Here is a 25,576-nt window from a genome sequence, read left to right on the forward strand (position 1 = left end):
GCCCATCACTTCAAAAATTGTGCATCAAACCGGTTATGCTGTAAGACCGGCATTTGATTGCGCAGTATAGGAAGCGCAGATACATCCACGCAAGCTTGTAACGGGGCGATCCGATCGGGCTGCTCTGCCACTACGCTGCCCCAGGGGTCCACCACCATGCTGTGTCCCCAGGTGTGGCGCTTAGGTGAGTGCCCACCCACTTGCGCCGCCGCCACCACCCAGCATTGGTTTTCGATTGCCCGTGCGCGCAGCAGCACTTCCCAGTGCGCTTCACCGGTTACTGTGGTAAAGGCCGCAGGCACCACCACAATTTCAGCGCCCTGCTGGCGTAGCTGCTGATACAAGCCGGGGAAACGTAAATCATAACAGATGGATAACCCCAAACGGCCAACCGGTGAGTCCACCACCACCACTTGCTGTCCGCCGCAGTAAGTTTGCGACTCGCAATAGTGTCCTTGCGAGTCAGCCACTTCCACATCAAACAGGTGGATTTTATCGTAACGCGCGCGGATCTGGCCGCTGGCATCAAACAGCAGACAGCTGCTGGTCAAACGCTGGTCATCGGTACGGTGATACAGCGGCATCGAGCCAACCAGTAACCACTTGCCATAACGACGTGCCAACGTGGCCAGCGTTTCTTGTAACCGACCTTCACCTTCGCGCTCCGCCCAGCCACGGTAGGCCACCGCATCGGCAAATAACAACGCATTTTCCGGCAACACTACCAGCTGCACGCTGGCATCCAGTTGGCGCAATTGCCCTTCAATTTGCAGCAAATTCAGCTGCACATCAGCTCCGCTGCATAACTGCAAAAGGGCGATATTCGGTCTGCGAGCATCCATCAGAAATCTCCTTTTTCTATACGCTGCGTTTCCTGAACCTGCGGATTATCCATGCTACCTTCAATATGATAGCGCAGCAGGGAAAGCTTGCTCCACAACGGTGACAAGGCTTGCGAGGCGGCAAATACCGCGAGTCCCACCACCGGATTGACCATAAAGGCCGTGGCCACCGACAAACCGGCGCCCAGTTCAGGCGCTATCACGGCATCCATGTTAATGGTGCGACGGTATAAATTCATATCTCCGCGCAAGGCGATATCGGCCAGCAAGCCGTCAATCAACAGGTTATCGGTACGCAGTATACCGCGGGTAATCGATGCCGTGCCGGTTATCTTGTCGTAAAAGAAACCTTCTTCAAACGCATCACTGAAGTCCAGCCGCAGCTTACGCAGCAACGAGTCAGTACTCACTAACCGCAGAACCTGTCCGGTTCGGCCTCCAACTTCAGAGATCATCCCTTTGCGCGCTTTTAGCGACAACGAGCCACCGAGCTGGGATAAATCCAGCTGCCACGGCGCTCCCGGCCAGCGCAGGGTAAACGTCAGATCGGTTGGCGTATCACGCAGTGAAGTGGCCACACCAAAGTGGGTCAGCAATGCTGCCAGATTCGGAGTTTGCAACCGGCCACCGACGGTCGTGAGTACTGCTTGCCCACGTCCGCCACGCCATGCACCATCGAAAGTTAAGGTGCCAAGGCCGGTATCAATCAAGCCATTGCTGAGGGTCAACGCCTGTGCCGATGGAGTCAGGTCGGCCTGCACCCGCTTGAACGCCTGACCATCAATCTGGCAATCATTACACCGCAGGCGCAGCGCTGGCCAACGGCGAAAATCGGTAGTTTGCGCCGCTGACGATGAGCTGGAACGGTTACTCGTCGCCGATATCGGGCGGCTAGCTTCGTTACCTAACGCCGGGCTAGAGACAGCACTGGAATTCGGTGAGCGCCAATTGAGGTAGGCCAGATCAATGCGCCACGGCGCCTGACGATGCAGCGTTGCAGTGCCGCGAATTTGCTGACCTAACGCCTTGAGCTGATAACTGTCACCTTGCAAGCGGCCATTGAGCGCTAGGTTATCCCAGCGCTGACCACCGAGCTGCAGCGTACCGGTATCCAGCTGCAGATAGTCGGGCAGATAACCTAACCAGCCGGCAGGCGTTGGGGTACTGCGACTTAAATTACTCACTGCCGGCACCAGCATGTCTTGCCACGCATCCAAATTCAGGCTCGGTAAGTTGGCGGTCAGCACCATAGCGCCAGCCGGACGCGGCTTCGAATTCACCGGCCCCACATCCAACCATGCACGCTGCAAGCTAGCCTGCGCCCCCACTTGCCAAGCGCCTTGGAAGCGCGCTAACGCCCCCCAGTTCGCCTGTACGGTAAAGCGTTTCAGATCGCCTTTGGCCGTCGCCTGCCAACGTTGCCCCTGCCAAGCGGCACTATCCAGCGGAGCTGGTAAGCGGCTGCGTACGGCGCCGAGCCCGCCGTCCAAATTCACCTGATAACGGGCCCCACCGCTCGCCGGCAATTGCACCGCGACTTTGCCTTGCCAAGGCAGGCGGCCACTCAGTTGTTGCCACAGTGGAGTGTTCCACGCCTGCGGCAGTTGGCTGACCTGCCAATTGCCTTTCAGGCCGACATCAATAGTGTAATTTTGCTGTTGCTGGCGAGTGGTGAAATCGAGCGTGACCGGTTGCTGCCACAAGCGAGCCTGCAACGGCTGACTACGCAGATTACCGTTATCAAAGCGAAAATCACCTTTGATCCCCGACAATACCAAATCCAACGATTTCAAGCGCAGGGCGTTATTGTCTAACCACACTCGGCCTTTGGCATCGGCCTGTGCGCCAGACAGCGGAATCGACAGCTGTAACGCTCCTTTCACCGGCCCTTGCAGTTGGATCTCTTGCAGCGCCGCGCCCACCGAGTCACGCAGTGGGGAATGCGTCAGATAATATTGCACCTCCGGCGCGCGTCCTTGTACGCTGGCATCAATTTTCAAGTTGGCATCGGCATGCAGTGGATCAATGCTGGCCTCTATGCGGGTTGCGCGCGCCGCGCCCAAACGCGCTTGCGTGCTGTGCATCAACAAGCGATCGTCTTCAAACAGCAAGTCGAGATCCAAATCGCGCAGCGGCAACCAGTTAGGGTCAAACTGGAATACGGCCTGTCGTACCGGCACCGCCACCTGAAACACCCCATCATTGCCCTGATAAGGAAATTGCAGCGGATCGCCAGACCACACCAAGGTCGCGCCCTGCACATGGCCGGCTTGTAGCGTCGGAGTTAGGTAATCGGTCAGCGCATTGCCCATCAGCCCTCGAGGATAATAACGCCACGCCTGCGCCGCCTGATTCAAATTAATACCGCCCAAAATGCCCAGCCATGGCGCTTGCGCCCGCGGCCAATCTAAGCGAAAACGGCCATTAAACTGCAAATACGGTGAACGTAAATCCACCCGCTCACTGCGCAGCTGCCAGCCTTGTTCGCCAAAGGTGGCCTGCAAGTCCACTTCACTGCCGGCCAGTGTAATCGGCTCAGGGAACTGCTGCGGATAGGTCAAAACACTGTGTGAGCCAGCGCGTACCTGTAAACGTGCCGCCGCTAACGAGCCTTGCAGATTACCGGTGACATCGGTCAGTGCGGGCCACTGCTCGCCGCCGCGGATCCCCACATGGGCAAAACGGGCGTTTAGCGTGGTGTTTTCCAGTTTGGTCAGCGGTAACGTGAGGTTGAGAGCGCTGAGCTCCCCGTGCGGCTGCATTTGTTGCAACACCCGCAACGCCGGGATCTCCGGTACTGCCGCAGGTAACAATGGAGAGATCAAGGCCAGATCCAAGGCAGAGCTTTGGATCTGCAGCTGATCTTGTTGATAGGTCGCTTGCAATGCGCTGAGCGGCCAAGGTTGTTGATCGGTTTGCAGTGCCAGCTGCGGCACTCGCGCCGTCAGGAGGTCATCGGTGCGCTGTAACTGTACCTGCAAACGGCGAAAGCTCAGGCTGTGAGTATCGCTCCCCTGCCCCCAAAGACTGCGGCCATTTTCCAGCTGCAACAAGCCTTGTTGCATGCGGTTGTCAGCAATCGTCAGCCACGCGCTGACACTCAGCTGCGCTGATTGCAAACCGCTCAAACGAGCGCCACGCTGCGTCAACCACGGCGTCAGATCCAGCTGCTCACCGTGCAGATAAATCTGCCCACGCTCTAAACGATGCACACCATCATAAAGATCAAAACGCAGATCCAGCGCGCCGTAATTTTGCCCACCGCCCGCCAACGCAATACTGCCTTGCGCCTGATGGCGACGCTGGCCGTTATGCCAACCCAGTCGGTTGACGGTCAGCTGTAAAGGTTCACCGGAGGGCGTGATGAAACGAAATTGGCTATCTTTCAGCTCAAATTGACTGAGTTGGTCGAACACCAGCTCATCCAGCCGCCGCAGCGCTTGCCGATCATTATCATTACCGGCCGGTTCGCTGGCACGCCACGGATAGCGGCTGTCCAGGCGGACACCAGAAAAAATCAGGGAGGAAAACTGCCAGCGACGCTGCAGTAAGGATTGCCAGAGATTGAGCCGCCCTTCGACACGGGCAACCTGAACCTGCAATTTCGGCAGGTTTAAGGTGACATTTTCCAGCGTTAGCTGTGGACCGGCCGCCAGCCAGCGTCCTTGCAGCATACCGATATCCAGCGGTACGCCGGTCCAACTGCGCACCTGAGTCAGCAGCGGCTCACGCCACTGATTCAGGTGCGGTAAGGCCAGACGTAATCCGCTGATTAGCAGGGCAATCAGCACCAGAATTCCGGCGAAAATACGTAGCCCCCAGGCTACGCGCGGTGATTGCCCCACAATCGGCTCCGTCACATCATGACGACATCAAACTGCTCTTGTTGATAGAGCGGTTCAGTTTGAATTTTAACCTGTTTTCCGATGAACAGCTCCAGCTCGGCCAGTGCATGCGACTCCTCGCCGCGTAGCGCATCCGCCACTGCCGCCGAGGCATACACCAAAAACTGATCGGCGTCATAGGCATGATGCACCCGCACGATTTCGCGCAGGATCTCATAACAGACACTTTCTACGGTCTTGACCGTACCACGCCCTTGGCAGGTCGGGCATTCGCCACACAACACGTGCTCTAAGCTCTCGCGGGTGCGCTTACGTGTCATTTCCACCAGCCCCAACTGGGTAAACCCGTTGATGTTGGTTTTAACCCGATCTTTGCCCAGCGCTTGCTCTAGCGAGTGCAGTACGCGCCGACGGTGCTCTTCACTCAGCATATCGATAAAATCGATAATGATGATGCCGCCTAAATTACGCAGGCGCAGCTGACGAGCGATAGCTTGAGTCGCTTCGATGTTGGTGTTGAAGATAGTCTCTTCTAAATTGCGATGCCCAACAAAGGCGCCCGTGTTGATATCGATGGTGGTCATCGCTTCGGTCTGGTCGATAATCAAATAACCGCCCGATTTGAGCTCCACTTTCCGATCCAGCACCCGCTGGATCTCATTTTCGATATCAAACAGGTCGAAAATCGGTTGGCGACCGGTATACAGCTCGAACTTGTCCGTCAGCTCTGGCACATATTCGCGGGTAAATTCGGTCAGCACTTCAAACATCTGTCGCGAATCGACACGAATACGCGCTAATTCAGTACCGACAAAGTCGCGCAAAATGCGCTGACCAATCGCCAACTCACCGTACAAGGTGGTTCGACTGCCCTGACGGGTTTTACGCTGCAGCACTTTACTCCACAGACGCTTTAAAAACGCCGCATCTTGCGCCAGCTCCGCTTCGCCCACGCCTTCGGCGGCGGTGCGAATAATAAAACCACCCAGCTCGTCGCACTGCTGCGACACAATGCTTTTCAAACGCTCGCGCTCAACTTCGCTCTCGATCCGCTGAGATACGCCGACATGGCTCGCCCCTGGCATAAACACCAGATAGCGTGAAGGCAGCGTGATATCCGTGGTCAAGCGCGCCCCTTTGGTGCCAAGCGGATCTTTAACCACCTGCACCATGATGTCTTGCCCTTGGCGCACCAACTCGGCAATATCGCGCACGCGAAACTGTTGTTGCTCGGTGTCCGCTACGCACTCGGTATGCGGAACGATGTCAGAAGCGTGCAAGAACGCGGCCTTTTCCAGACCAATATCGACAAAAGCGGCTTGCATCCCCGGCAATACCCGGCTGACTTTTCCCTTATAAATATTGCCGACGATCCCGCGTTTGGCCTCGCGCTCAATATGGACTTCCTGTAATACCCCGCCCTCGACCATCGCGATCCGGGTTTCACTCGGAGTAACGTTGATTAATAGCTCAGCCGTCATGGTAATTCCTCAACTCTTCTCTGTTCTGCCGGCGCACCCTGCCGTTTACGCGGTTCGGGTAAAACGAGCCAGCAGCTGATCGGTTTCCATTAAGGGTAAGCCCATCACAGCATGGTAACTGCCTGACAGGTGCGCCACGAAACGGCCACCTGCACCCTGAATGCCATAGGCACCGGCTTTATCCGCCGGTTCACCAGACTGAATATAGTGAGCAATATCCACCGCCGTTAACGGGCGGAAGGTCACATCCGTGACCACGCAATCGCAATGCATCTGCTGGCGATCGGCCACTGCCACGGCGGTAAACACCTGATGAGTACGCCCAGACAGCGCTTGCAACATGGTAGCGGCATGCGCTTCATCACGCGGCTTTTCCAGTACCTGCCCGTCTAATACCACAATGGTATCGGCAGCCACCACCGGATGATCCTGCGGTGCCACACTCACCCCGGCCAGGGCCTTATCCTGCGCTAACCGTAACACATATTGCTGCGGTGATTCTGACGGATCGTAAATTTCCGGTACATTGATCGGTAAAACGGTAAACTCCGCGTCCAGCAAGGCCAGCAGCTCACGCCGACGCGGGGAAGTGGATGCTAAATAAATCATACCCGTCCTTAACGGATGGCAAACTGGCGTCGTACTTTACGCAGCAGCAAAAACAGCCATGGCCACAACAGACCGCTGATCAAACTGCCCCACAGCATATCGGGGTGGAACTGCACCGTTGAGACCAAAAACTCAGCCCAAAAGACGATCAGTTTGCAGGCCAGCGATAACACCAGCACCACCACCCCTTGTTGCCAGAGTGCCAAATTACGTAATAACTGAAAATTGAATGCCACCACATACGCCAGCAGGGACAGCGCCAACGCATGTACCCCCAGCGTGGCGCCCTGCGCCAGATCCCAGATGATCCCGATGACAAAGGCGGTGCCGACATTCACCCGGTGCGGCAACGCCACCACCCAGTAAATCAGCACCAAGGCCAGCCATGAGGGACGCAGTGCATCCAGCTCCACCGGCCACGGCATCATCTGCAGCACCAGCGCAATCAAAAAGGACAGAGCAATCATGACTCGTCCACGGGCTCGATAAAAACTCACTGTCTTGCTCCCTGAACCGGTTTGGCGGCAGGCGGCGTGGCCGGTGTACGTGTCGCGCTCGGCTTGTTAGCGGCCGGTTTCGCCGCCGGCGCAGTCGAGGCCGAAGGCTTAGCCGCGCCATTACCGCTAGCCGCAGCACCGGCTGGTTTGGCACTGGCAGGCGCGGTACTCGTAGGCGTAGCACCCGCAGGCACGGCGCCTTCGGCATCCGGCGTGGTTTCCAGCGGCGGCAGTGCATCCGGGATCCGCTCACGTGCCGCTTCGCGCACTTCATCGGCGGTTGGTGGCGGCGTGGTCTCACTCTTGTTCGGCCACAGCAGCAGCAGATAACGCAAACGCTCCAATTGGGCGGTCGGCGTTACCGACACCACGGCAAACGCGTTTTGGCTATCAACATCAAACGATTTGATAATGCCGACCGGATACCCTTCAGGGAAACGGCCGCCAAGCCCAGATGTAACTAACATGTCACCAGGGCGAATATCGGTAGAGCTTGGAATATGCTCCAGTTGCAACTCGTCACGGCGTCCAGTACCGCTGGCAATCACGCGGATATCGTTACGCAGTACCTGCACCGGAATCGCATGGGTCGCATCGGAAATCAGCAGCACTCGGCTCGACACCTTGCCGACCGAAATCACCTGTCCAACCACCCCTTTATCACTGATCACCGGTTGGCCAATGTACACGCCCTGATCCGATCCCTTATCGATCACCACCTGATGGGTGTAAGGATCTGTATCGGCGGTCAGTACCTGCGCCACCATCTTGCGCTCGTCGCTACGCAGCGGCGAACCAAGCAACTCACGTAACCGGTCATTTTCATGTTTAAGCTGCTCGAGCATCAACAAATCACTGTTTTTAGTCAGTAACTCCTGACGCAAAGCACGGTTTTCCAGAATTAAACGATCCTGACTTTCTAAACGCTCGGAGGCGGAATCCAGCAACTGACGCGGGGAATTGGCGAGATAGTGCAGCGGGCTTATCAGCGTGTCTAATGACGATCGTACACTGTTGAAAGTAATCAGCCGACTGTCCATGATCAGCAAGCTAACAGAAGTGACCACGGCCAGAAACAGACGCAATTGCAGGGATGGGCCACGGCCAAAAATCGGCTTCATAATGTTGTTCTAACCCTCGGTATGCAGAGGGTGACGACGCAAACGCCGTCACCCGATCATTCGGCTCAATCTTCGCTGAACAGATCGCCGCCGTGCATATCGATCATTTCCAGCGCTTTACCGCCACCGCGAGCCACACAGGTCAGCGGATCTTCGGCGACCACCACCGGAATACCGGTTTCTTCGGTCAGCAAGCGCTCCAAGTTACGCAGCAGTGCACCACCACCGGTCAGCACCATGCCGCGCTCGGAAATGTCAGAAGCCAGCTCTGGCGGACACTGCTCCAGTGCCACCATCACCGCCGACACGATACCGGTCAACGGCTCTTGCAGTGCTTCCAGAATTTCGTTGGAGTTCAGGGTAAAGCTACGCGGTACCCCTTCGGCCAAGTTACGGCCACGCACTTCGATTTCACGCACTTCGTCGCCCGGATAGGCCGAGCCGATTTCGTGCTTGATGCGTTCAGCCGTCGCTTCACCAATCAGCGAGCCGTAGTTACGGCGCACATAGTTGATGATGGCTTCATCGAAACGGTCACCACCGATACGCACAGACGAGGAGTACACCACGCCGTTCAAGGAGATCACCGCGACTTCGGTAGTACCACCACCGATATCGATCACCATGGAGCCGGTCGCTTCCGATACCGGCAGACCTGCACCGATCGCCGCAGCCATTGGCTCTTCAATCAGGAACACTTCACGCGCGCCAGCACCCAGTGCGGACTCACGGATTGCACGACGCTCAACTTGCGTCGCACCCACAGGCACACACACCAGAACGCGTGGGCTCGGACGCATCATGCTGTTGCTGTGCACTTGTTTGATGAAGTGCTGCAGCATCTTCTCAGTCACGAAGAAGTCTGCAATCACACCATCTTTCATCGGACGGATGGCCGCGATGTTGCCCGGAGTACGGCCCAACATCTGTTTGGCTTCATGCCCGACCGCTGCCACACTCTTGGATGAACCGGAACGATCCTGACGGATCGCCACCACGGAAGGTTCATTCAGAACAATGCCTTGTCCTTTCACATAGATCAGGGTGTTTGCGGTACCCAAATCGATGGACAAGTCATTGGAAAACATGCCACGAAACTTTTTAAACATAACTAACGGCCAATCCTGAAAACTCTGCCCGGAAAACTCGGGCTACTCTACCAACCCCTATCGCCCCGCTCAAGGCGCTATAAGGCTGGCAACGCAATTCTGATGGGAATAAAGACGTTATTCTCACCACGTATTTTTTAAATTTCTCTGCAACACAAGACATCAGCGCGTGTCAGCTCGCACTCAAGGTGACAACACCACGCGAATCAGGCCCGGGGACGACGAAAGGATAACTGTCGACGCTGAGTGACAGGTTTTACCGGCGCAAACAATGTGCCCTGACCGGCATAGACCCCTAATTTTCGTAATTTTGTCCATTCCTGCGTGGATTGTACACCAACGGCATACAAACGCGCGGTGGTTCCTGCACACGCACCAATCAGGCTACGTACAAATAATTGGTTTTCCGGACGCTGATCAATATTATGCACCAGACTCGGGTGTAACTTGATAATATCAATCTGCAGCAGTTTGATATAAAAAGTATTTACTACCGTCAGCCCAGCCTGCACGACCACCAATTTACAATCCATTCCTTTGAGGAAACGGGCCAGTGTACGCAATCTGTCGATGTGTTGACACAGATCTGCCTCTGCAAGTTCCAAAAATAATCGCTGCCGGATATTTCTTGGCTGCTGCATCAGCAGATCCCGTAACCAATACTGAAAAGATTTACGCAGTAATGCGTCCACGGTTAAATTGACCGCGATCCCCTCATGCCCCGGTATTTTCTCTAGCAAACGGATTGCCATCAACATAATTTCGCGATCAAATCGCTCAGCTAAACCTAACTGCTTGACCATCGGCATAAATTCAACCGAGCGTAACCAGTTGCCCTGTTCGTCTTTAATCCGAATAAACATTTCAACCTGTTCCGTAACTCCATCGCGACTTAAGATCGCTTGGGTAAATGGATACAGCTCTTTTTTATTAAGGGCATTTTCCAGCAGCGTGCGCCAACGAACCGAACCACGCACTGGTGCATCGTCTGGCCGCTCTTTGCTGCTGGCAAACCAGCTATTGCTGCCTTGCAGTGACGCCGAACGCACTGCCATCTCCGCTTCATCCATGACATTCTCCAGAATGTCATTTTGTCTAAAGCTGACCAAACCGATAAACACAAAGGCACTGGCATCAATACCGGAAGGCAGCGGTAATTGCTGAGTCATCTTCAGAATTTGTTCGGCCAGATGCCCGGCTTCCTTAATCCCCAACTGCGGCAGCAAGGCGGCAAAATCACCATCGAAATAACGCGCCAATAGGCCATTTGGTACACGCAGCACAAAGGTCGACAGTTGCGAAACCAGATCCTGAATCAGGGCATCGGCGACCTTGTCGCCCATGTCATGGCGCAGGACATCGATATCCGCCAACCGGATCACCATCACGCAGCCATGACTTTCCGGCTCATCCAGTAAAGCCGACAGCTGATTATCAAAGAACATCCGGTTCGACACCCCGGTCAGCTGATCCAAAAAGGTATGCGAACGAATAAAGGTATCGAAACGGCTACGCTCTTGCCGCGCATCATGCAGCTCGCTCATTAGCCGATCTAGCACCACACTGGCCGATTGCGGCCATTCGCGCGGGTCACGCTGCGGAATATCTTCAATGCCTTTTTTCAAGATCAATCGCGCGCGATCTTCGAGCATCTCGGCCCCCAGCAACTGTTCACGCAACCAGTTGAGACCAAAGATCAAACCAATGATCACCAGACCAGAAGCCAGTGAAATCGAAGACATCGAGGTGATGGAATAGGTGTAGCGCAGCAGCGGATCAACGGCGCTAATCTGCACCTGATCGCCCGGATTGAGCAGTAACGGATACTGATAATGCACCAGCATTTTGTCGTTGATTTCGACATTTTTTGGTGCTTGATAGTGATAAATCTCGCGGGCGGCATTGCGGATCGTCAGCGTCTGCACTTCTGCCGCCGCCAAAATCGGCGGTAGCCAGTCATCGAGCTTGTTTGGCTCATCTTTTTGCAGCGCCTGATCGATCACCGTCACCACGGTCAGCCAGCGGTGAGAGACCTGATCTTCGGCCAGCTGACGAAAACCCAGTGTGCCGCCAATCAGCATCACTACCATCGCCAGCCCTACAAATGACGTGACAAACGCCACAAATCGGGTGGTAAAACGCATCCTTGTTGTTATCCCATCAGTTGAGCACGCAGATTGGTACTTCGGGTCTGTGATATCCGTATTGATACCGGCGCGGTGTCTATATGGCGCTACTCGATGGCCTTGCTAGCAGGCCTTCGCTCGACCAAACCGGCTACGTAAGCCGAATCCAGTCATAACACCAGTACATGCGCCTTGCCTCAAAGCTTGCCCGCATACCAATAAATAATGAGCCGTCGTGGGGCCGTCATGCAAGCATGGCAATATGGCTGCGGCGGCGTTCGGACTATGGCATCGAACTCCGGGCAGGAATATATGACAAATGGCGCGTTAACAGGTAATTTACTGACGATGGCCGCGTATCATCAAAAACACCGCATTTGCGGCTGCGAGCACTAAAATCGCCAAACTTCCCAATATTGTGCAGTAAATAATAGCTTTTCTCTAGGCTTACACTGCGGCATCAGCGCACATATTTGATTTTGTTTACGCTTTATTTTGTCATCTGATTTTTTCTTTATTATCCGGTACTGCCCAAGGAGAGCATCATGCAAGCCCTCATTCTCGAACAATCCGCCGATCAACACACCCTCGCTAACGTCCGTGAAATCTCGCCACAGCAATTACCGGAAAACAATGTCACGGTGGCCGTGCAGTGGTCGGGACTGAACTACAAAGATGCACTGGCGATCACGGGGCGCGGTAAGATCATCCGACAATTTCCGATGATCCCCGGCATTGATTTTGCCGGTACGGTGCTGGAATCTGCCGATCCACGTTATCAGGCTGGCGATGCGGTGATCCTGACCGGCTGGGGCGTGGGCGAAACCTACTTTGGCGGTCTGGCCGAACAAGCGCGCGTGAATGCAGACTGGCTGCTACCGCTGCCGGCGGGTTTGAGCCAGCGCCAGAGCATGATTATTGGTACTGCCGGTTTAACCGCTATGTTGTGTGTGATGGCGCTGGAAGCCGGCGGCGTCACCCCAGAGCAAGGCGAAGTGCTAGTCACTGGCGCCGGTGGCGGCGTGGGCAGTGTTGCGGTCTCGCTGCTTAGCCAATTAGGCTATCGCGTAGCCGCCGTAACCGGCCGCGCGGAAAATCATGCCTACCTGCAAGCGCTGGGCGCCAGCCGTATTATCGAGCGCGCAGCCCTGAGTGAGCCAGGCCGTCCGCTGGATAAACAGCACTGGGCAGGCGCTATCGACACCGTGGGTGGCCAGATGCTGGCCAACGTGCTGGCGCAAACCACCTATGGCGGCACAGTCGCGGCTTGCGGTCTGGCCGGCGGCGCAGGCCTGCCGACCACCGTGATGCCGTTTATTCTGCGGAACGTGCGCCTGCAAGGGGTCGATTCGGTACAAGCGCCGTATGCCGTGCGCCAACAGGCGTGGTCACGTCTGGCGACCTTGCTGCCAGAGAGCTTCTATCAACAGGCCGCGCAAGAGATCACGCTAGCCCAAGCGCCGGAGTATGCCGCACGCCTGCTGGATAATCAGGTCACTGGCCGCACCTTGGTTCGCCTGACGACTGATGCACCGTCTGTCTAAATCGCGATTTAGCAAATGTAAGTAATCAACACGGCACGCATAGCGTGCATAACGTGTATGGCATAGATATCAGGTTAAACCTACGCAAGGGGGCGTTTGTAGTAAAAAAACATCAAAACATACCCTGAAGTGGCCAGTTGTGCGCATCACTCCGGGAATGTTGTTTTTTTGCTCCGTAACTTGCGCTACATCAACACCCGACCAAGAGAAATACTTACAATAATTCTCATTAGGTCAGTTTAGTTTTTTCTGGAGGCATTCTTTGCCTCCTTTTTTTTATCTTTTTTCTGTCACTGTTGGCCACATCGTTTGTTCTGCTTTTGTGCTGTGCGCGTTATTACGGTCTTGGGCGTAGGACGCTTTCTCTTGGTTTTTTCCGTTTCCCCCAGAGCTGTTCCCTTCACGCGTTCCTCTTTCTTCGGTGGCGTACTGAGCGCCGTGTTGCCGTTGCCAAGTGTCGATATTGGCGTGATCCGCACGTTTTCCGCCCCATTTCCTGCTATGTTATCGCCCTTCACCCCGTCAAACTGTCTACCGGCCCTGACCGCGCCAGCCGTGCCTTGAGGATGCTTTTTAGAGTTTGGACTCTAATTTCATTGAGCGCATCTTCGCTGATAAGACCAGTATTTTGCTGCCAACTGAGCCGATATCATTATAATGATCAAAATCCTTGTGATAGATTGGCTTTCTTAAACCGCATCGCTGGTATAACAAAGCAAATCAGGGTATTTTCCCTTTATAGCCTCACGTTCGCCGGAGAAGTCAGCATAATGGCGCAAAATCTTCGCATTCTGGTCCTCAATGGTCCGAATCTGAACTTGCTCGGTCTGCGCGAGCCAAAACACTACGGCTCACAGACTCTGCCCCAGATTATTGCCCGCTTGACAGCTCAGGCCGAGGCCGCCGGCGTCGAACTGACCCATTTTCAATCCAATTCGGAAGCGGAATTAATCACCACTATCCATCAGGCCTATGGCCAGTGTGATTTTATCCTGATTAATCCGGCCGCCTTCACCCACACCAGTGTGGCACTGCGTGATGCACTGCTTGGGGTCGGCATTCCGTTTATTGAAATTCACTTATCGAACGTCCATGCCCGTGAGCCGTTCCGCCATCACTCGTATCTGTCGGATGTTGCCGTCGGGGTGATCTGTGGTCTGGGTGCTGACGGGTATGAATTTGCTCTACAGGCGGCACTGCGCCGTCTGTCATAAAACTAACAACTCTACGGAACCACGCTAATGGATATTCGTAAAATTAAAAAACTGATCGAACTGGTTGAAGAATCTGGTATTTCTGAGCTGGAAATTTCAGAAGGTGAAGAGTCGGTTCGTATCAGCCGTGTCATGACCGCGGCACCAGCCGTGCAGTATGTTGCCCAAGCCCCTGCGGCTGCGGTCGCTGCTGCCCCCGCTGCCGCTGCAGCGCCAGCTGACGTGAAGCCGGCGAGCGAAGCCATGACTGGCCATATCGTGCGCTCCCCTATGGTGGGTACGTTCTACCGCACCCCAAGCCCTGATGCGAAAGCCTTCGTGGAAGTGGGTCAAACCGTATCCGTTGGCGATCCACTGTGCATCGTCGAAGCCATGAAAATGATGAACCAGATTGAAGCCGACAAAGCCGGTGTGGTGAAAGCCATCCTGCTGGAAAACGGCCAGCCAGTAGAGTTTGATGAGCCGCTGGTTATCATCGAATAACGGGGAATAACCATGCTGGATAAAGTTGTTATCGCAAACCGCGGTGAAATTGCACTGCGTATTTTGCGTGCCTGTAAAGAGCTGGGAATTAAGACTGTCGCGGTACACTCTACCGCGGATCGTGAGCTGAAGCATGTGCGACTGGCCGACGAAACCGTATGTATCGGTCCGGCGCCATCCACTAAAAGCTACCTGAACATCCCAGCGATCATTGCGGCGGCAGAAATTACCGGCGCAGTGGCCATCCACCCAGGTTACGGCTTCCTGTCTGAAAACGCCGATTTTGCCGAACAAGTCGAGAACTCCGGCTTTATCTTTATCGGTCCACGCGCAGAAACCATCCGTCTGATGGGGGACAAAGTGTCCGCCATCACCGCGATGAAAGCGGCGGGCGTGCCTTGCGTACCGGGCTCTGACGGTCCGCTGGGCGATGATATGGAAAAAAACAAGGCGATTGCCAAGCGCATCGGCTATCCAATCATCGTGAAAGCCTCCGGCGGCGGCGGTGGCCGTGGTATGCGTGTGGTGCGCAGCGAAAAAGAGCTGGCGCAATCCATCACCATGACCCGTGCTGAAGCCAAAGCGGCGTTCAACAATGACATGGTCTACATGGAAAAGTATCTGGAAAATCCTCGTCATATCGAGATCCAGGTACTGGCCGATGGCCAAGGTCATGCCATTTATCTGGCCGAGCGTGACTGCTCTATGCAGCGCCGCCACCAGAAAGTGGTAGAAGAAGCGCCAGCACCGGGCATTACCCCGGAAATGCGTCGCCATATCGGTGAGCGTTGTACCAACGCCTGTATCGAAATCGGCTACCGCGGCGCGGGCACGTTTGAGTTCCTGTATGAAAACGGTGAGTTCTACTTTATCGAGATGAACACCCGTATTCAGGTAGAGCACCCAGTGACCGAGATGATCACTGGTATCGACTTGATCAAAGAGCAGCTGCGCATTGCTGCCGGCATGCCACTGTCTATCAAGCAAAGCGATGTACAGGTTCGTGGCCACGCCATCGAGTGCCGTATCAACGCCGAAGATCCGGAGACTTTCCTGCCATCACCGGGCAAGATCACCCATTTCCACTCACCGGGTGGTTTCGGCGTGCGCTGGGAATCTCACATCTACAGTGGTTATACCGTACCGCCACATTACGACTCCATGATCGGCAAACTGATCACCTACGGCGAAACCCGTGACGTGGCCATTGCTCGCATGCGTAATGCGCTGTCCGAAACCATTATTGATGGGATCAAAACCAACATCCCTCTGCAAGAGCAGATCATGGATGATCCAAACTTCCAGCAAGGTGGCACCAATATCCACTATCTGGAAAAGAAACTCGGCCTGCAGTAAGCCGCAGTTTGCACATCAAGCCAGCCTCGCGCTGGCTTTTTTTTTATCCTCTGCCGGATCTGCGCTACAATTGCCGCCTTTTTTCTGTTCTGGCTGTAAGGGGGACGTGGCGGATCATGCATGATCACCGTTTCAAACAGGCGCACCGTGAAGCGCGCTGGGCCTTCTGGCTGACGCTGGCCTATCTGGTTTGCTGGGCGGTTGCCGCCTACTTGCCGGACAGCAGCACCGGTTTCACCGGCTTGCCTCGCTGGTTCGAGCTAGCCTGCCTGCTGCTGCCGCTGGTTTTTATTTTCCTGTGTGCACTGATGGTCAAATACGTATACCGCGACATCTCACTGGAGAGCGATGATGAAAAGTGAGATTTTACTGCCACTGGTCGGCTATTTGGCCTTGGTGTTTGTGGTCGCCATCTACGCCTATTACAAGCGCGGCAAAGGCAGCTTCCTGAACGAGTACTATGTCGGCAACCGCTCAATGGGCGGCTTTTTGCTGGCCATGACGCTCACCGCCACTTACACCAGCGCCAGTTCGTTTATCGGCGGACCAGGTGCGGCGTACAAGTACGGTTTAGGCTGGGTGCTGCTGGCAATGATCCAACTGCCTGCGGCGTGGCTATCGCTGGGGGTGCTAGGGAAAAAATTCGCGATTTTATCGCGCCGTTACAATGCCCTGACTCTCAACGATCTGCTGTACGCCCGTTACCGCAACCGCACCGTGGTGTGGGTCTCGTGCGCCAGCATGTTGATCGCCTTTTTTGCCGCGATGACCGTGCAGTTTATCGGCGGTGCACGTCTGTTGCAGACTGCGGTGGGCATTCCGTATCTGGATGGCTTGCTGATTTTTGGTCTGACCGTGGGTCTGTACACCATGTTCGGTGGTTTTCGAGCGGTAGCAATGACTGATGCTCTGCAAGGCATCGTGATGATGGTCGGCACCTTGATCCTGCTGTTTGCGGTGATCCATGCCGCCGGTGGTCTGCCGGCCGCCATTCACACCCTGCACGATATCGATCCAGATTTGCTCAGCGCGCGTGGCCCTGATGGCATGCTAGATCTGCCGTTTATGGCCTCGTTCTGGGTGCTGGTTTGCTTTGGCGTCATTGGCTTGCCGCACACAGCGGTGCGCTGCATGGCCTACAAAGACAGCAAAGCGCTGCATTTTGGCATGATTGTCAGCACCTTGATTGTGGCCGTCTTGATGCTCGGCATGCACCTAACCGGTGCGCTCGGTCGCGCGGTTCTGCCCGATTTGGCCATTCCCGATCAGGTGATCCCGACTTTGATGATCCAAGTGCTGCCCCCACTGGCGGCAGGGATTTTCTTGGCCGCGCCGATGGCCGCCATCATGTCCACCATCGATGCGCAGCTGATCCAATCTTCCGCCACCTTGGTCAAAGATCTGTATCTGCGTCTACGTCCGCAAGATGAGCACAATGAAAAGCGGATCTCACGCCTGTCGACGTTGAGCACGTTGATTTTGGGTGTGCTGTTGATTCTGGCCGCATGGCAACCGCCGGAGATGATCATCTGGTTGAACTTGATGGCCTTTGGTGGTCTGCAAGCGGTGTTCTTATGGCCGCTGGTGCTGGGTTTGTACTGGGAGCGCGCCAACGCATGGGGCGCGTTAAGCTCGATGCTGTGTGGCGGTAGCAGCTACCTGCTGCTCAACATCTATGGTATGAAGCCGCTCGGCCTGCACGCCATTGTACCAACCTTGCTGATTGGGCTGTTGGCCTTCTTAATTGGCAATAAATTCGGTGAGCGCCACCAACCGGCGAGCGAGCCGGCGTTGCCACTGCCCAGCAGCGAAGCCTGAAACTCCCCCTGCCGCGTGCTATATTTAGCGGCAATCTGACTGACAACAGAGCGCGGCGTGGCCGCGCCCTTTTACTGACTGAGTGTTTATCATGCCTTGGATCCAACTGAAACTGAACACCACCGGTGCCCAAGCCGAAGCTATCGGCGATGTACTGATGGAAAGCGGCTCTGTCTCCATCACCTTCATGGACTCACACGACACCCCAGTATTTGAACCGCTGCCAGGTGAAACTCGCCTGTGGGGTGACACCGACGTGATGGCGCTGTATGACGCCGAAACCGATATGGCCGCCGTCATAGCGCAGCTGCAGCAATCACCACTGCTGGGTAACGATTTTGTGCACAAAATCGAGCAGCTGGAAGATAAAGACTGGGAGCGTGAGTGGATGGATAACTTCCACCCAATGCGCTTTGGTCAGCGTCTGTGGATCTGCCCAAGCTGGCGTGAAGTGCCGGAGCCTGAGGCGGTAAACGTGATGTTAGACCCAGGTCTGGCGTTCGGTACCGGTACCCACCCAACCACCGCCTTGTGTCTGGAGTGGTTAGACGGTCTGGATCTGGTGGGCAAAACGGTGGTCGACTTTGGTTGTGGCTCCGGCATTCTGGCCATTGCCGCACTGAAGCTGGGCGCTGCGCGCGCCGTGGGTATCGATATCGATCCCCAAGCCATCACCGCCAGCCGTGATAACGCTGAGCGTAACGGCGTGTCTGACCGTCTGGAGCTGTATCTGCCAAAAGATCAGCCACAAGATTTACTGGGTGATGTGGTGGTGGCCAACATTCTGGCCGGCCCACTGCGCGAGCTGGCACCGCTGATCAGCGTACTGCCAAAATCCGGTGGCCATCTGGGTCTGTCCGGTATTTTGGAATCGCAAGCCGAATCGGTGGCTGATGCGTACCGCGAGAAGTTTGTGCTCGATCCTATCGCCGAGCGCGAAGAGTGGTGCCGCATTACCGGTATCGCGCGCTAATTCAGTGAGCGATTGCGCTTAACGAAAGCGTAAACAAAAAGGGCATCCGCATGGATGCCCTTTTTTCTTGCTACTTTTCTTTCTGCGCCGTTTATATCTACGTTAACCTTTCCGGCTTCTATAACGCGCTGTATGCCATATCGAGAGCACTGATGTGGAGAACCCTCAGCATCCCGCTCAGTTAGCCTTTAACTGCGCTGATCTTGCTGCTAGCCGCCTTCTCGTTAGCGGCTAACGCTTGGCTATGTCGCAGCACCCACCAAGCCAAGACGGTGTACAGCACCGCTTGAGCCAGCAAGCGCCACAACGGCCCGCCCACTTCAGTCAGTGACGCGCCCATCTGGTTGTATTTGACCATCAGCTCGATACCGTTCACCCCTGGGATAGTGCGCGCCAGCCACAAAATTGGCCACGGGATCGCCATCGACGGCCAGACAAAACCAGCAGTAAACACAATCGGCAGCGATGAAATCAGCACCGCTTGTGTCGGGGTTTCACGCCGCGTCATGAAAAAGGTCAGCATCACCGCAAAGCAGTAAGTGGTCCAAAACAGCAGGGTGCACAACAACAAGAGCAACCACGGGTTGGCTTGCCGAACGATGTTGTAATGCTCAAAACATCCGCCGAGATAATACATCGCCGCCAGCAGATACAAGGGCACAAACACCAAACCGCGCGCCACCAGCACCGTCCACGGCGAGGCCTGTAGCCAGTAACCACGCTCTCCGCCCAAGGTACGCTCTTTACACTCGGCAGTTTGGATCCCGGCAGCAATCAGCAAGGTTTGGTGCAAAATCAGCACAAACACCGCCGGTACCACATACGCCACATAGCCAATGGTTGGGTTAAACAGGGCCTGCGTATCCGATTGCAGCGGCAGCGCGGTACTGAGCGCGCCCAAATACGGGGTACCTTGCGATAACTCCTTGGTCACTTTCACCTGCGCGCCCAAGGTGCCACTGACTTTGGCGATTGCCTCCGCAATAGAAGAGTAAATCAGAAAATAACTGGCATCCCCTTCCACCGCCACTACCGGACTTTTCCCCAGAAGTACATCGCGCTCAAAATGCAAAGGCAGCACCAGCAAACCATGCACCTCGCCTTGCTGCATCAGGGCATCGGCTTCTTGGCGCGAAGTCACCACTGCGCTGACCGTGACTTGCGGGGTCGACTCTACGCGGCGAATAAACTCGCGACTCAATGGCGAGTGATCGTTGTCCCACACCGCCACCGGCATATGCGTCACCACTTGCTGTGAGTACGGCAGCGGATAGAGCACCGAATAGAACAGCAATCCAGCAAATACCGTCATCAAGATGGCGCTGTTTTTTCCCAGCGCCAGCAGCTCTTGCCACCATACCTGTTTGAGGTTCATACCGGCATACCTCCGGTTTTACGCAGCTTCACCCGCAACAACCATAAAGCTGGCGGGATCATCAGCCAGAAAGCCAACAATGGCAGCATCGCCTGCCACGAGATACGCCAACTGGCGGCATAATTCATCTGCTGGATCTGCACCTGCATATAGTGGGAGATCGGAATAATATCCGACCAAAAACGGGCAAAGCCCGGCATATCCGCCAACGGGAAGGTGATCCCCATGAAGGCAAACGCCGGCGCGGTATATGCCGCCCCCGCACTGGCTGCGCGGCCATAATGAAAGCTGGTACAGTACAGCAAGGTGCCCATCGCCACATACGCGCCAATGGTCAGCCACTGCGCCAGCAAAAGCAGCGGGATACTGCCAGCAATACGCCAACCGAGCAGGACATCCATCCCCCATAAAAACAGCGCGCCATGTAACGCAAACCACAAGCCATACGGCAGCATTTTCCCCGCCAACGCCGCGCCCAAACAGCCATCCGCACTTTGCAGCCATGCGCGGCCATTACTGTCGCGCAGCTCTAAGCCCAATGCCGCAATCACCACGGTGATCAGGAAAATCTGCCACAGCGCCGGAACCACGGCCGTCACTAAAAACGGCACATAGTTAAGCCCGATGTTATACAGCGGCGTCAGCTGATTGCGCAGAGGCAACGCCTGCCCAATCGCCTGATAAGGGTTTTTCCCGCGCGCGACGTGGATCTGAGCATTAAGCTCGGTCGCCTTGGTGACGATGGTGGTTTGCAAGGCGGTATTGATCACCTTACCAATCAGCACATATTGGCTGTTGTAATAACCCATCACGCTCGGGCTTAAGTGTAATTTGACGTCCGTATCCAAACGATAGGGTAAAACCACCAGTGCATAGGCTTTGCCGCTACGCACCAAATGCATACCTTGCGCCAAATCATCGGCCTGATACGCCACCTGCAACGAAGGCGCGGCATCTAAACGCCGCGTCAAATCGCGCGATAGCGGGCTGTGATCCTGATCCAACACCGCAATCGGCAAATCTTGCGGGATCCCCACATGGAAAATCCCCCATATCAGGACAAAAAACAGCGGCGGCAGCCAGACCGTCAGCGCGAAAACCCAGCGGTCTTGTCGAATGCGTTGCCATTCACGCTGGGCCGTTAACCAGATGCCCGGTTTCACTTGGCCTCCAGCAGCACACTCATCCCAACGCGCAGCCCGTCAATCGGCGCCACCGGACGCATTTCAATCTGGAAGGTGCGCATGTCATAGCCGCGTCCCGGTTGGGTGGTACGCCACGTGGCATAATCGCCCATCACATTGATATAGGTGACTTTGAAGCGGAAAGTTTTGTCTGGGTCTAACGCCGGAATACGCACGTCAAACTCGCTCCCTTGCTTGAACTGAGCCAGCTTATCTTCCCGCACTTGAAACAGTGCCCACGCATCTTGCAAATCCACCAGCGTTACCACAGGGAATCCGGCCGGGGCCAGCTCGCCCGGATGCAACAATACCTGATCCACCACGCCATCGTGATATGCGGTCAGCTCCGCATCCGTCAGATAGGCCTGCACTTCTTGTACGGCGGCGGCGGCCATTTTTTCTTTCTCAGCCGCCGCCAGTTTCTCACCCTTACGTGAGCCCTCTACCGCCAGCTGATATTGCTGGAAGGCCGCCTGCTCAGTGTATTTGGCCGCTTCCCATCCGGTTTTGGCTTCATCGCGCTTTTGCTCTGCCATCACACCATCACGGTACAACGCATTCACGCGCTGATAGGTTTTCTCGGCCAACATGGCCGCCGCTTTGGCTTTCATCCACACATCTTTGGCTGCTGCAATCTGCTGGGTACGCGCGCCGTTATCCACTTCCTGTTTAACCGCCCCTGCCGCCGCTTCACCGGCTTTCGCCTGATTTAATTTGGCATCCAACTCTGGCGTCGATAGAACAAAAATCCGATCGCCGACCTTTACGTTTTGCCCTTTTTGCACCAGCACTTGCTCAATGCGCCCCGGCACCTTGGCCGATACAAAATACTGCTGCGCTTCAATCTGCCCTTGCATCAATTCACTGTGCGAGGAATAGGCTGCAAAATAGGTAATCACCAGCGCTGCAGCCACACCCGCGGCGGCAACCACTGCCGCGGTTTTCATTTTCTTGTTCATCCCATCACCTAAAACTGTTACCGCTGGTAGCGGTTAAATGCATCCGGTTGACCGGTTAAGGTCAGCAATTTGGCCAACGCATTGGTCATCCGATAACTGGCAGCTAATCGCTGGGTATCAATGGCCGCTTCGGTCATACGCGCATCCACCACATCTAAAGAGGTCGCCAGCCCTTGCTCAAAGGCTTTACTGCGCAGCAAGAAGTTCTCTTTGGCCAATGCCTGACTCGATTGTAGGGAATCGTATTCGGTCTTCGCCTGCTCCAGCTCGCGGTACGCTTGCTCAACCCCTACCTTTAATTGGCGCTGCAACTCGGCGCGGCGATAGCCCACCTCTTTGCGCGCCATGTGTGCGGCAGCCAGCAAATCATTACGTCCACTGTTATCAACCAGCGGCACGCTGACTCCCACGCCGACCATCCAATCAGGGGCGCGCTCGCCCAGAATGCTGTCATCGTGATACAGGTTATAGTTACCAAATGCCGCCACATTCGGCAGATAACGACCACGCTCGGCTTTTTCCAAGCTTTGTGCTTGCTTATCTTTAGCATCCAGCAGTGACATCGCGGGGTTCGCATTCAGCGCATCACGTACCAGCGTAGAGAGTGACGGCAGGGTCAGCTTGGTAACCAGTGGCGAGCTAGGCTGTACATCGTTTTGATGCAGCAACTCATCCAAAACCAACTGCGCGATTTCCAGTTCACGACGGGCATTTTCTGCCTCTACCTTAGCGCGATCGTACGCCACCTGTGCCGACAGACGTTCAACCTTCGCTATCTGGCCATGCTGTTCGAGCTTTTGCGCGTGCATCAGATGCTGCGCCAATGCATGCGCCACTTGGGTACGGGTCTGGTAGACGTTTTGCGCCAGCGTCACGCCATAATAGAAGCGGGTCAAATCGGAAAACGCCTGCAAGCGCTTTAACGCAAACTGCTGCTGCGCTTCCGAGGCTTGCGCATAGGCGGCGCTTTGCGCGGCGCTAATGCGGCCACCGGAGTAAATCACCCACAGCGCATTAACCCCTGCGGTTTTCACCGTTTGGTTCGATAAATCGGTTTCGGTAGGGATACTTTTAAGTTTAGCGACCGCCTCAGGACTCAGTAAGCCACTGGAAACCAACCCTCCGAGCAATTGATCCAGCTTGGGAGCCAAGGTTGGAAACGGCTGGATCTCTTTTAAATCCATCGACAGCGGATCACTTAACCGAGTGACCTGCGCATTCAAATCGACCTTCGGCAAATTCAGCCCATCCGACGCTTGCGCCATTTTTTGTGCTCGCTCAGCCGCGCTCATCTCTGCTTTTAAGCCGTCATTGACCTGCTGCAGAGTCTGCCAAGCCTGATCAAAATTCAAAGGTGCTGCCGCCACCCCCGAGGCCACAGGTAACAAAGAAACTGCCAGTGACAGGGCTGACAACTTCCGTTTCCAGTGCATTAACCGCATACTCGTTGTAATCCTTAGTGTATTTTGTCGTCCATTGTAATGAGTTAGCACACTAGAGCAAATGCTCCAATCCTGCGTCTCGTCTAATTATGCGCATTTTTTCAGCAGCGGCTAGGCGCGTTTACAGTAAAAAAAACCTTGACTATAAAAGTTCAGCAAAGTGTTCAAAGTTTGGCCTTTCCTCCAGCTAAAAAAATGCGTAATATACGCGCCCTTACAGGCACAGTATGGTTACCTTCCAGTCAATGCGTATCGGCCCTTATCAACTTAAAAATCGTCTGATTGTAGCGCCAATGGCCGGGATTACTGACCGACCATTTCGGATGCTCTGTCATGAGATGGGTGCCGGCATGGCTGTATCAGAGATGATGTCCTCCAATCCGGAGGTATGGCATACTGATAAGTCGCGCCTGCGCATGGTACATACTGATGAACCTGGGATCCGCAGTGTACAAATCGCGGGGTCTGATCCTGACGATATGGCAGGAGCAGCCAAAGCGAATGTGCAATACGGCGCTCAGATCATCGATATCAATATGGGGTGCCCAGCAAAGAAGATTAACCGTAAGTTAGCGGGCTCCGCTCTCTTGCAACATCCTGAGCTGGTTGAGCGCATCTTAAAAGCCGTCGTGAACGCGGTGGATGTGCCAGTAACCCTAAAAATTCGTACTGGATGGGACACGGACAACCGTAACTGTGTTCAGATTGCCCAGATCGCGGAACAATGCGGCATACAGGCCTTAGCCATACACGGTCGAACCCGTGCATGTCTGTTTAACGGCCATGCCGAATACCACAGTATCCGGACAGTCAAACAAGCGGTTTCCATTCCGGTGATTGCCAATGGCGATATTACCGACCCGCACAAAGCCAGAGAGGTTCTGGACTACACCGGTGCCGACGCACTGATGATAGGCCGTGCCGCTCAGGGAAGACCCTGGATCTTTCGGGAAATCCAGCACTATCTGGAAACGGGGGAAGAGTTACCGCCACCCTCACTGACTGAGGTTCGGCAGTTACTCCTCGGGCATATCCGAGCACTGCATGACTTTTACGGTCACGGCAAAGGATATCGGATCGCCCGCAAGCATGTTTCCTGGTATTTACAGGCACATGCGCCCGACGACCAGTTTCGGCGTGCATTTAACGCGATAGAGGATGCCAGCGAACAGCTGGAAGCGTTAGATGCTTATTTTGATAATCTTGCGTAAAAATAAAAAAGAGCTGAAAGAACCATGTTCGAACAACGCGTTAATTCTGACGTACTGACTGTTGCTACTATTAATGCTCAGGATCAGGTCACTCACAAACCACTGCGTGACTCCGTAAAACAGTCGCTGAAGAACTACTTCGCTCAGTTAAACGGCCAAGACGTTAATGAGCTGTACGAATTAGTACTGGCTGAAGTTGAACAGCCTCTTCTCGATATGGTCATGCAGTACACTCGCGGCAACCAAACCCGTGCAGCACTGATGATGGGTATCAACCGTGGCACTCTGCGCAAGAAGCTGAAGAAATACGGTATGAACTAATAGGACTCCTCTATCCTATAGTTTACGAATAAAAGCCGCCTTTCAGGTGGCTTTTATTTTATTCCT

General features: G+C 55.0%; 21 protein-coding genes. 9 read left to right on the forward strand and 12 right to left on the reverse strand.

The annotated features are described in order from the left end of the window. Positions 1-5: 5 nt before the first annotated feature. The 8 genes from LQ901_RS12020 to csrD form a co-directional block, all read right to left on the reverse strand. Positions 6-842: a carbon-nitrogen hydrolase family protein gene (locus tag LQ901_RS12020; RefSeq protein WP_152136735.1), complete on the reverse strand. Its 837-nt coding sequence runs from the start codon at positions 840-842 to the stop codon at positions 6-8. Continuing rightward, positions 842-4,687 (reverse strand): YhdP family protein, encoded by a 3,846-nt coding sequence (locus LQ901_RS12025; RefSeq protein WP_178090324.1) that lies wholly within the window; start codon positions 4,685-4,687, stop codon positions 842-844. Before LQ901_RS12025 ends, LQ901_RS12020 begins: the two co-directional genes overlap by 1 nt. Before the next feature lie 11 nt (positions 4,688-4,698). After that, entirely contained in the window at positions 4,699-6,168 is a 1,470-nt protein-coding gene (rng, locus tag LQ901_RS12030) for a ribonuclease G (RefSeq protein ID WP_010862670.1), read from the reverse strand. A gap of 45 nt (positions 6,169-6,213) precedes the next feature. After that, positions 6,214-6,777 (reverse strand): nucleoside triphosphate pyrophosphatase, encoded by a 564-nt coding sequence (locus LQ901_RS12035; RefSeq protein WP_152136733.1) that lies wholly within the window; start codon positions 6,775-6,777, stop codon positions 6,214-6,216. Positions 6,778-6,785: 8 nt separating this feature from the next. After that, positions 6,786-7,274 (reverse strand): rod shape-determining protein MreD, encoded by a 489-nt coding sequence (gene mreD / locus LQ901_RS12040; RefSeq protein ID WP_010862672.1) that lies wholly within the window; start codon positions 7,272-7,274, stop codon positions 6,786-6,788. Continuing rightward, positions 7,271-8,395, reverse strand: a complete 1,125-nt coding sequence (gene mreC / locus LQ901_RS12045) for a rod shape-determining protein MreC (RefSeq protein WP_039046478.1) — start codon at positions 8,393-8,395, stop codon at positions 7,271-7,273. The genes mreD and mreC overlap by 4 nt, the downstream gene beginning before the upstream one ends. A gap of 65 nt (positions 8,396-8,460) precedes the next feature. Beyond that, entirely contained in the window at positions 8,461-9,504 is a 1,044-nt protein-coding gene (gene mreB, locus LQ901_RS12050) for a rod shape-determining protein MreB (protein ID WP_010862674.1), read from the reverse strand. Positions 9,505-9,710: 206 nt separating this feature from the next. Continuing rightward, positions 9,711-11,648, reverse strand: coding sequence for an RNase E specificity factor CsrD (csrD, locus tag LQ901_RS12055; RefSeq protein ID WP_047708703.1), 1,938 nt, complete (start codon positions 11,646-11,648; stop codon positions 9,711-9,713). Between the two features lie 527 nt (positions 11,649-12,175). Here csrD and LQ901_RS12060 point away from each other — a divergent pair. The 7 genes from LQ901_RS12060 (at position 12,176) to prmA (ending at position 19,018) form a co-directional block, all read left to right on the forward strand. Further along, on the forward strand, positions 12,176-13,174 hold the full coding sequence (locus tag LQ901_RS12060; RefSeq protein WP_064977143.1) for an MDR family oxidoreductase: 999 nt from the start codon (positions 12,176-12,178) through the stop codon (positions 13,172-13,174). A gap of 770 nt (positions 13,175-13,944) precedes the next feature. Continuing rightward, positions 13,945-14,388, forward strand: coding sequence for a type II 3-dehydroquinate dehydratase (aroQ, locus tag LQ901_RS12065; RefSeq protein ID WP_010862678.1), 444 nt, complete (start codon positions 13,945-13,947; stop codon positions 14,386-14,388). A gap of 27 nt (positions 14,389-14,415) precedes the next feature. Then, a complete protein-coding gene (gene accB, locus LQ901_RS12070) occupies positions 14,416-14,871 on the forward strand; it encodes an acetyl-CoA carboxylase biotin carboxyl carrier protein (RefSeq protein ID WP_047708707.1) in 456 nt (151 codons plus the stop codon). 12 nt (positions 14,872-14,883) lie between these two features. Further along, complete coding sequence (accC, locus tag LQ901_RS12075; protein WP_039046475.1) at positions 14,884-16,227, forward strand: acetyl-CoA carboxylase biotin carboxylase subunit; 1,344 nt, start codon at positions 14,884-14,886, stop codon at positions 16,225-16,227. A gap of 116 nt (positions 16,228-16,343) precedes the next feature. After that, positions 16,344-16,589, forward strand: coding sequence for a YhdT family protein (locus LQ901_RS12080; RefSeq protein WP_010862682.1), 246 nt, complete (start codon positions 16,344-16,346; stop codon positions 16,587-16,589). Continuing rightward, complete coding sequence (panF, locus tag LQ901_RS12085) at positions 16,579-18,045, forward strand: sodium/pantothenate symporter (RefSeq protein ID WP_039046474.1); 1,467 nt, start codon at positions 16,579-16,581, stop codon at positions 18,043-18,045. Before LQ901_RS12080 ends, panF begins: the two co-directional genes overlap by 11 nt. Positions 18,046-18,136: 91 nt before the next feature. Next, on the forward strand, positions 18,137-19,018 hold the full coding sequence (prmA, locus tag LQ901_RS12090; protein WP_047708710.1) for a 50S ribosomal protein L11 methyltransferase: 882 nt from the start codon (positions 18,137-18,139) through the stop codon (positions 19,016-19,018). A 181-nt stretch (positions 19,019-19,199) separates the two neighbouring features. On the opposite strand, the gene LQ901_RS12095 is transcribed toward prmA, so the two are convergent. The 4 genes from LQ901_RS12095 to LQ901_RS12110 are packed head-to-tail and all read right to left on the reverse strand — an operon-like array spanning position 19,200 to position 23,969. Then, a complete protein-coding gene (locus LQ901_RS12095) occupies positions 19,200-20,393 on the reverse strand; it encodes an ABC transporter permease (RefSeq protein WP_064977142.1) in 1,194 nt (397 codons plus the stop codon). Then, complete coding sequence (locus LQ901_RS12100; RefSeq protein WP_082935445.1) at positions 20,390-21,556, reverse strand: ABC transporter permease; 1,167 nt, start codon at positions 21,554-21,556, stop codon at positions 20,390-20,392. The genes LQ901_RS12095 and LQ901_RS12100 overlap by 4 nt, the downstream gene beginning before the upstream one ends. Further along, on the reverse strand, positions 21,553-22,536 hold the full coding sequence (locus tag LQ901_RS12105) for an HlyD family secretion protein (RefSeq protein ID WP_036768664.1): 984 nt from the start codon (positions 22,534-22,536) through the stop codon (positions 21,553-21,555). The genes LQ901_RS12100 and LQ901_RS12105 overlap by 4 nt, the downstream gene beginning before the upstream one ends. 17 nt (positions 22,537-22,553) lie before the next feature. Further along, positions 22,554-23,969 (reverse strand): TolC family protein, encoded by a 1,416-nt coding sequence (locus LQ901_RS12110; RefSeq protein ID WP_167550111.1) that lies wholly within the window; start codon positions 23,967-23,969, stop codon positions 22,554-22,556. A gap of 254 nt (positions 23,970-24,223) precedes the next feature. On the opposite strand from LQ901_RS12110, the gene dusB reads away from it, so the two are divergent. Together dusB and fis are read left to right on the forward strand one after the other, a co-directional pair. Continuing rightward, the gene (gene dusB / locus LQ901_RS12115) at positions 24,224-25,189 is read left to right on the forward strand and encodes a tRNA dihydrouridine synthase DusB (RefSeq protein WP_010862689.1); all 966 of its coding nucleotides are present in this window, start codon (positions 24,224-24,226) and stop codon (positions 25,187-25,189) included. Positions 25,190-25,213: 24 nt separating this feature from the next. Then, positions 25,214-25,510 (forward strand): DNA-binding transcriptional regulator Fis, encoded by a 297-nt coding sequence (gene fis / locus LQ901_RS12120; RefSeq protein ID WP_010862690.1) that lies wholly within the window; start codon positions 25,214-25,216, stop codon positions 25,508-25,510. Positions 25,511-25,576 lie beyond the last annotated feature (66 nt).

This window comes from Plesiomonas sp. PI-19, from assembly GCF_021368255.1.
Lineage (GTDB): Bacteria > Pseudomonadota > Gammaproteobacteria > Enterobacterales > CAMTGL01 > Plesiomonas > Plesiomonas shigelloides.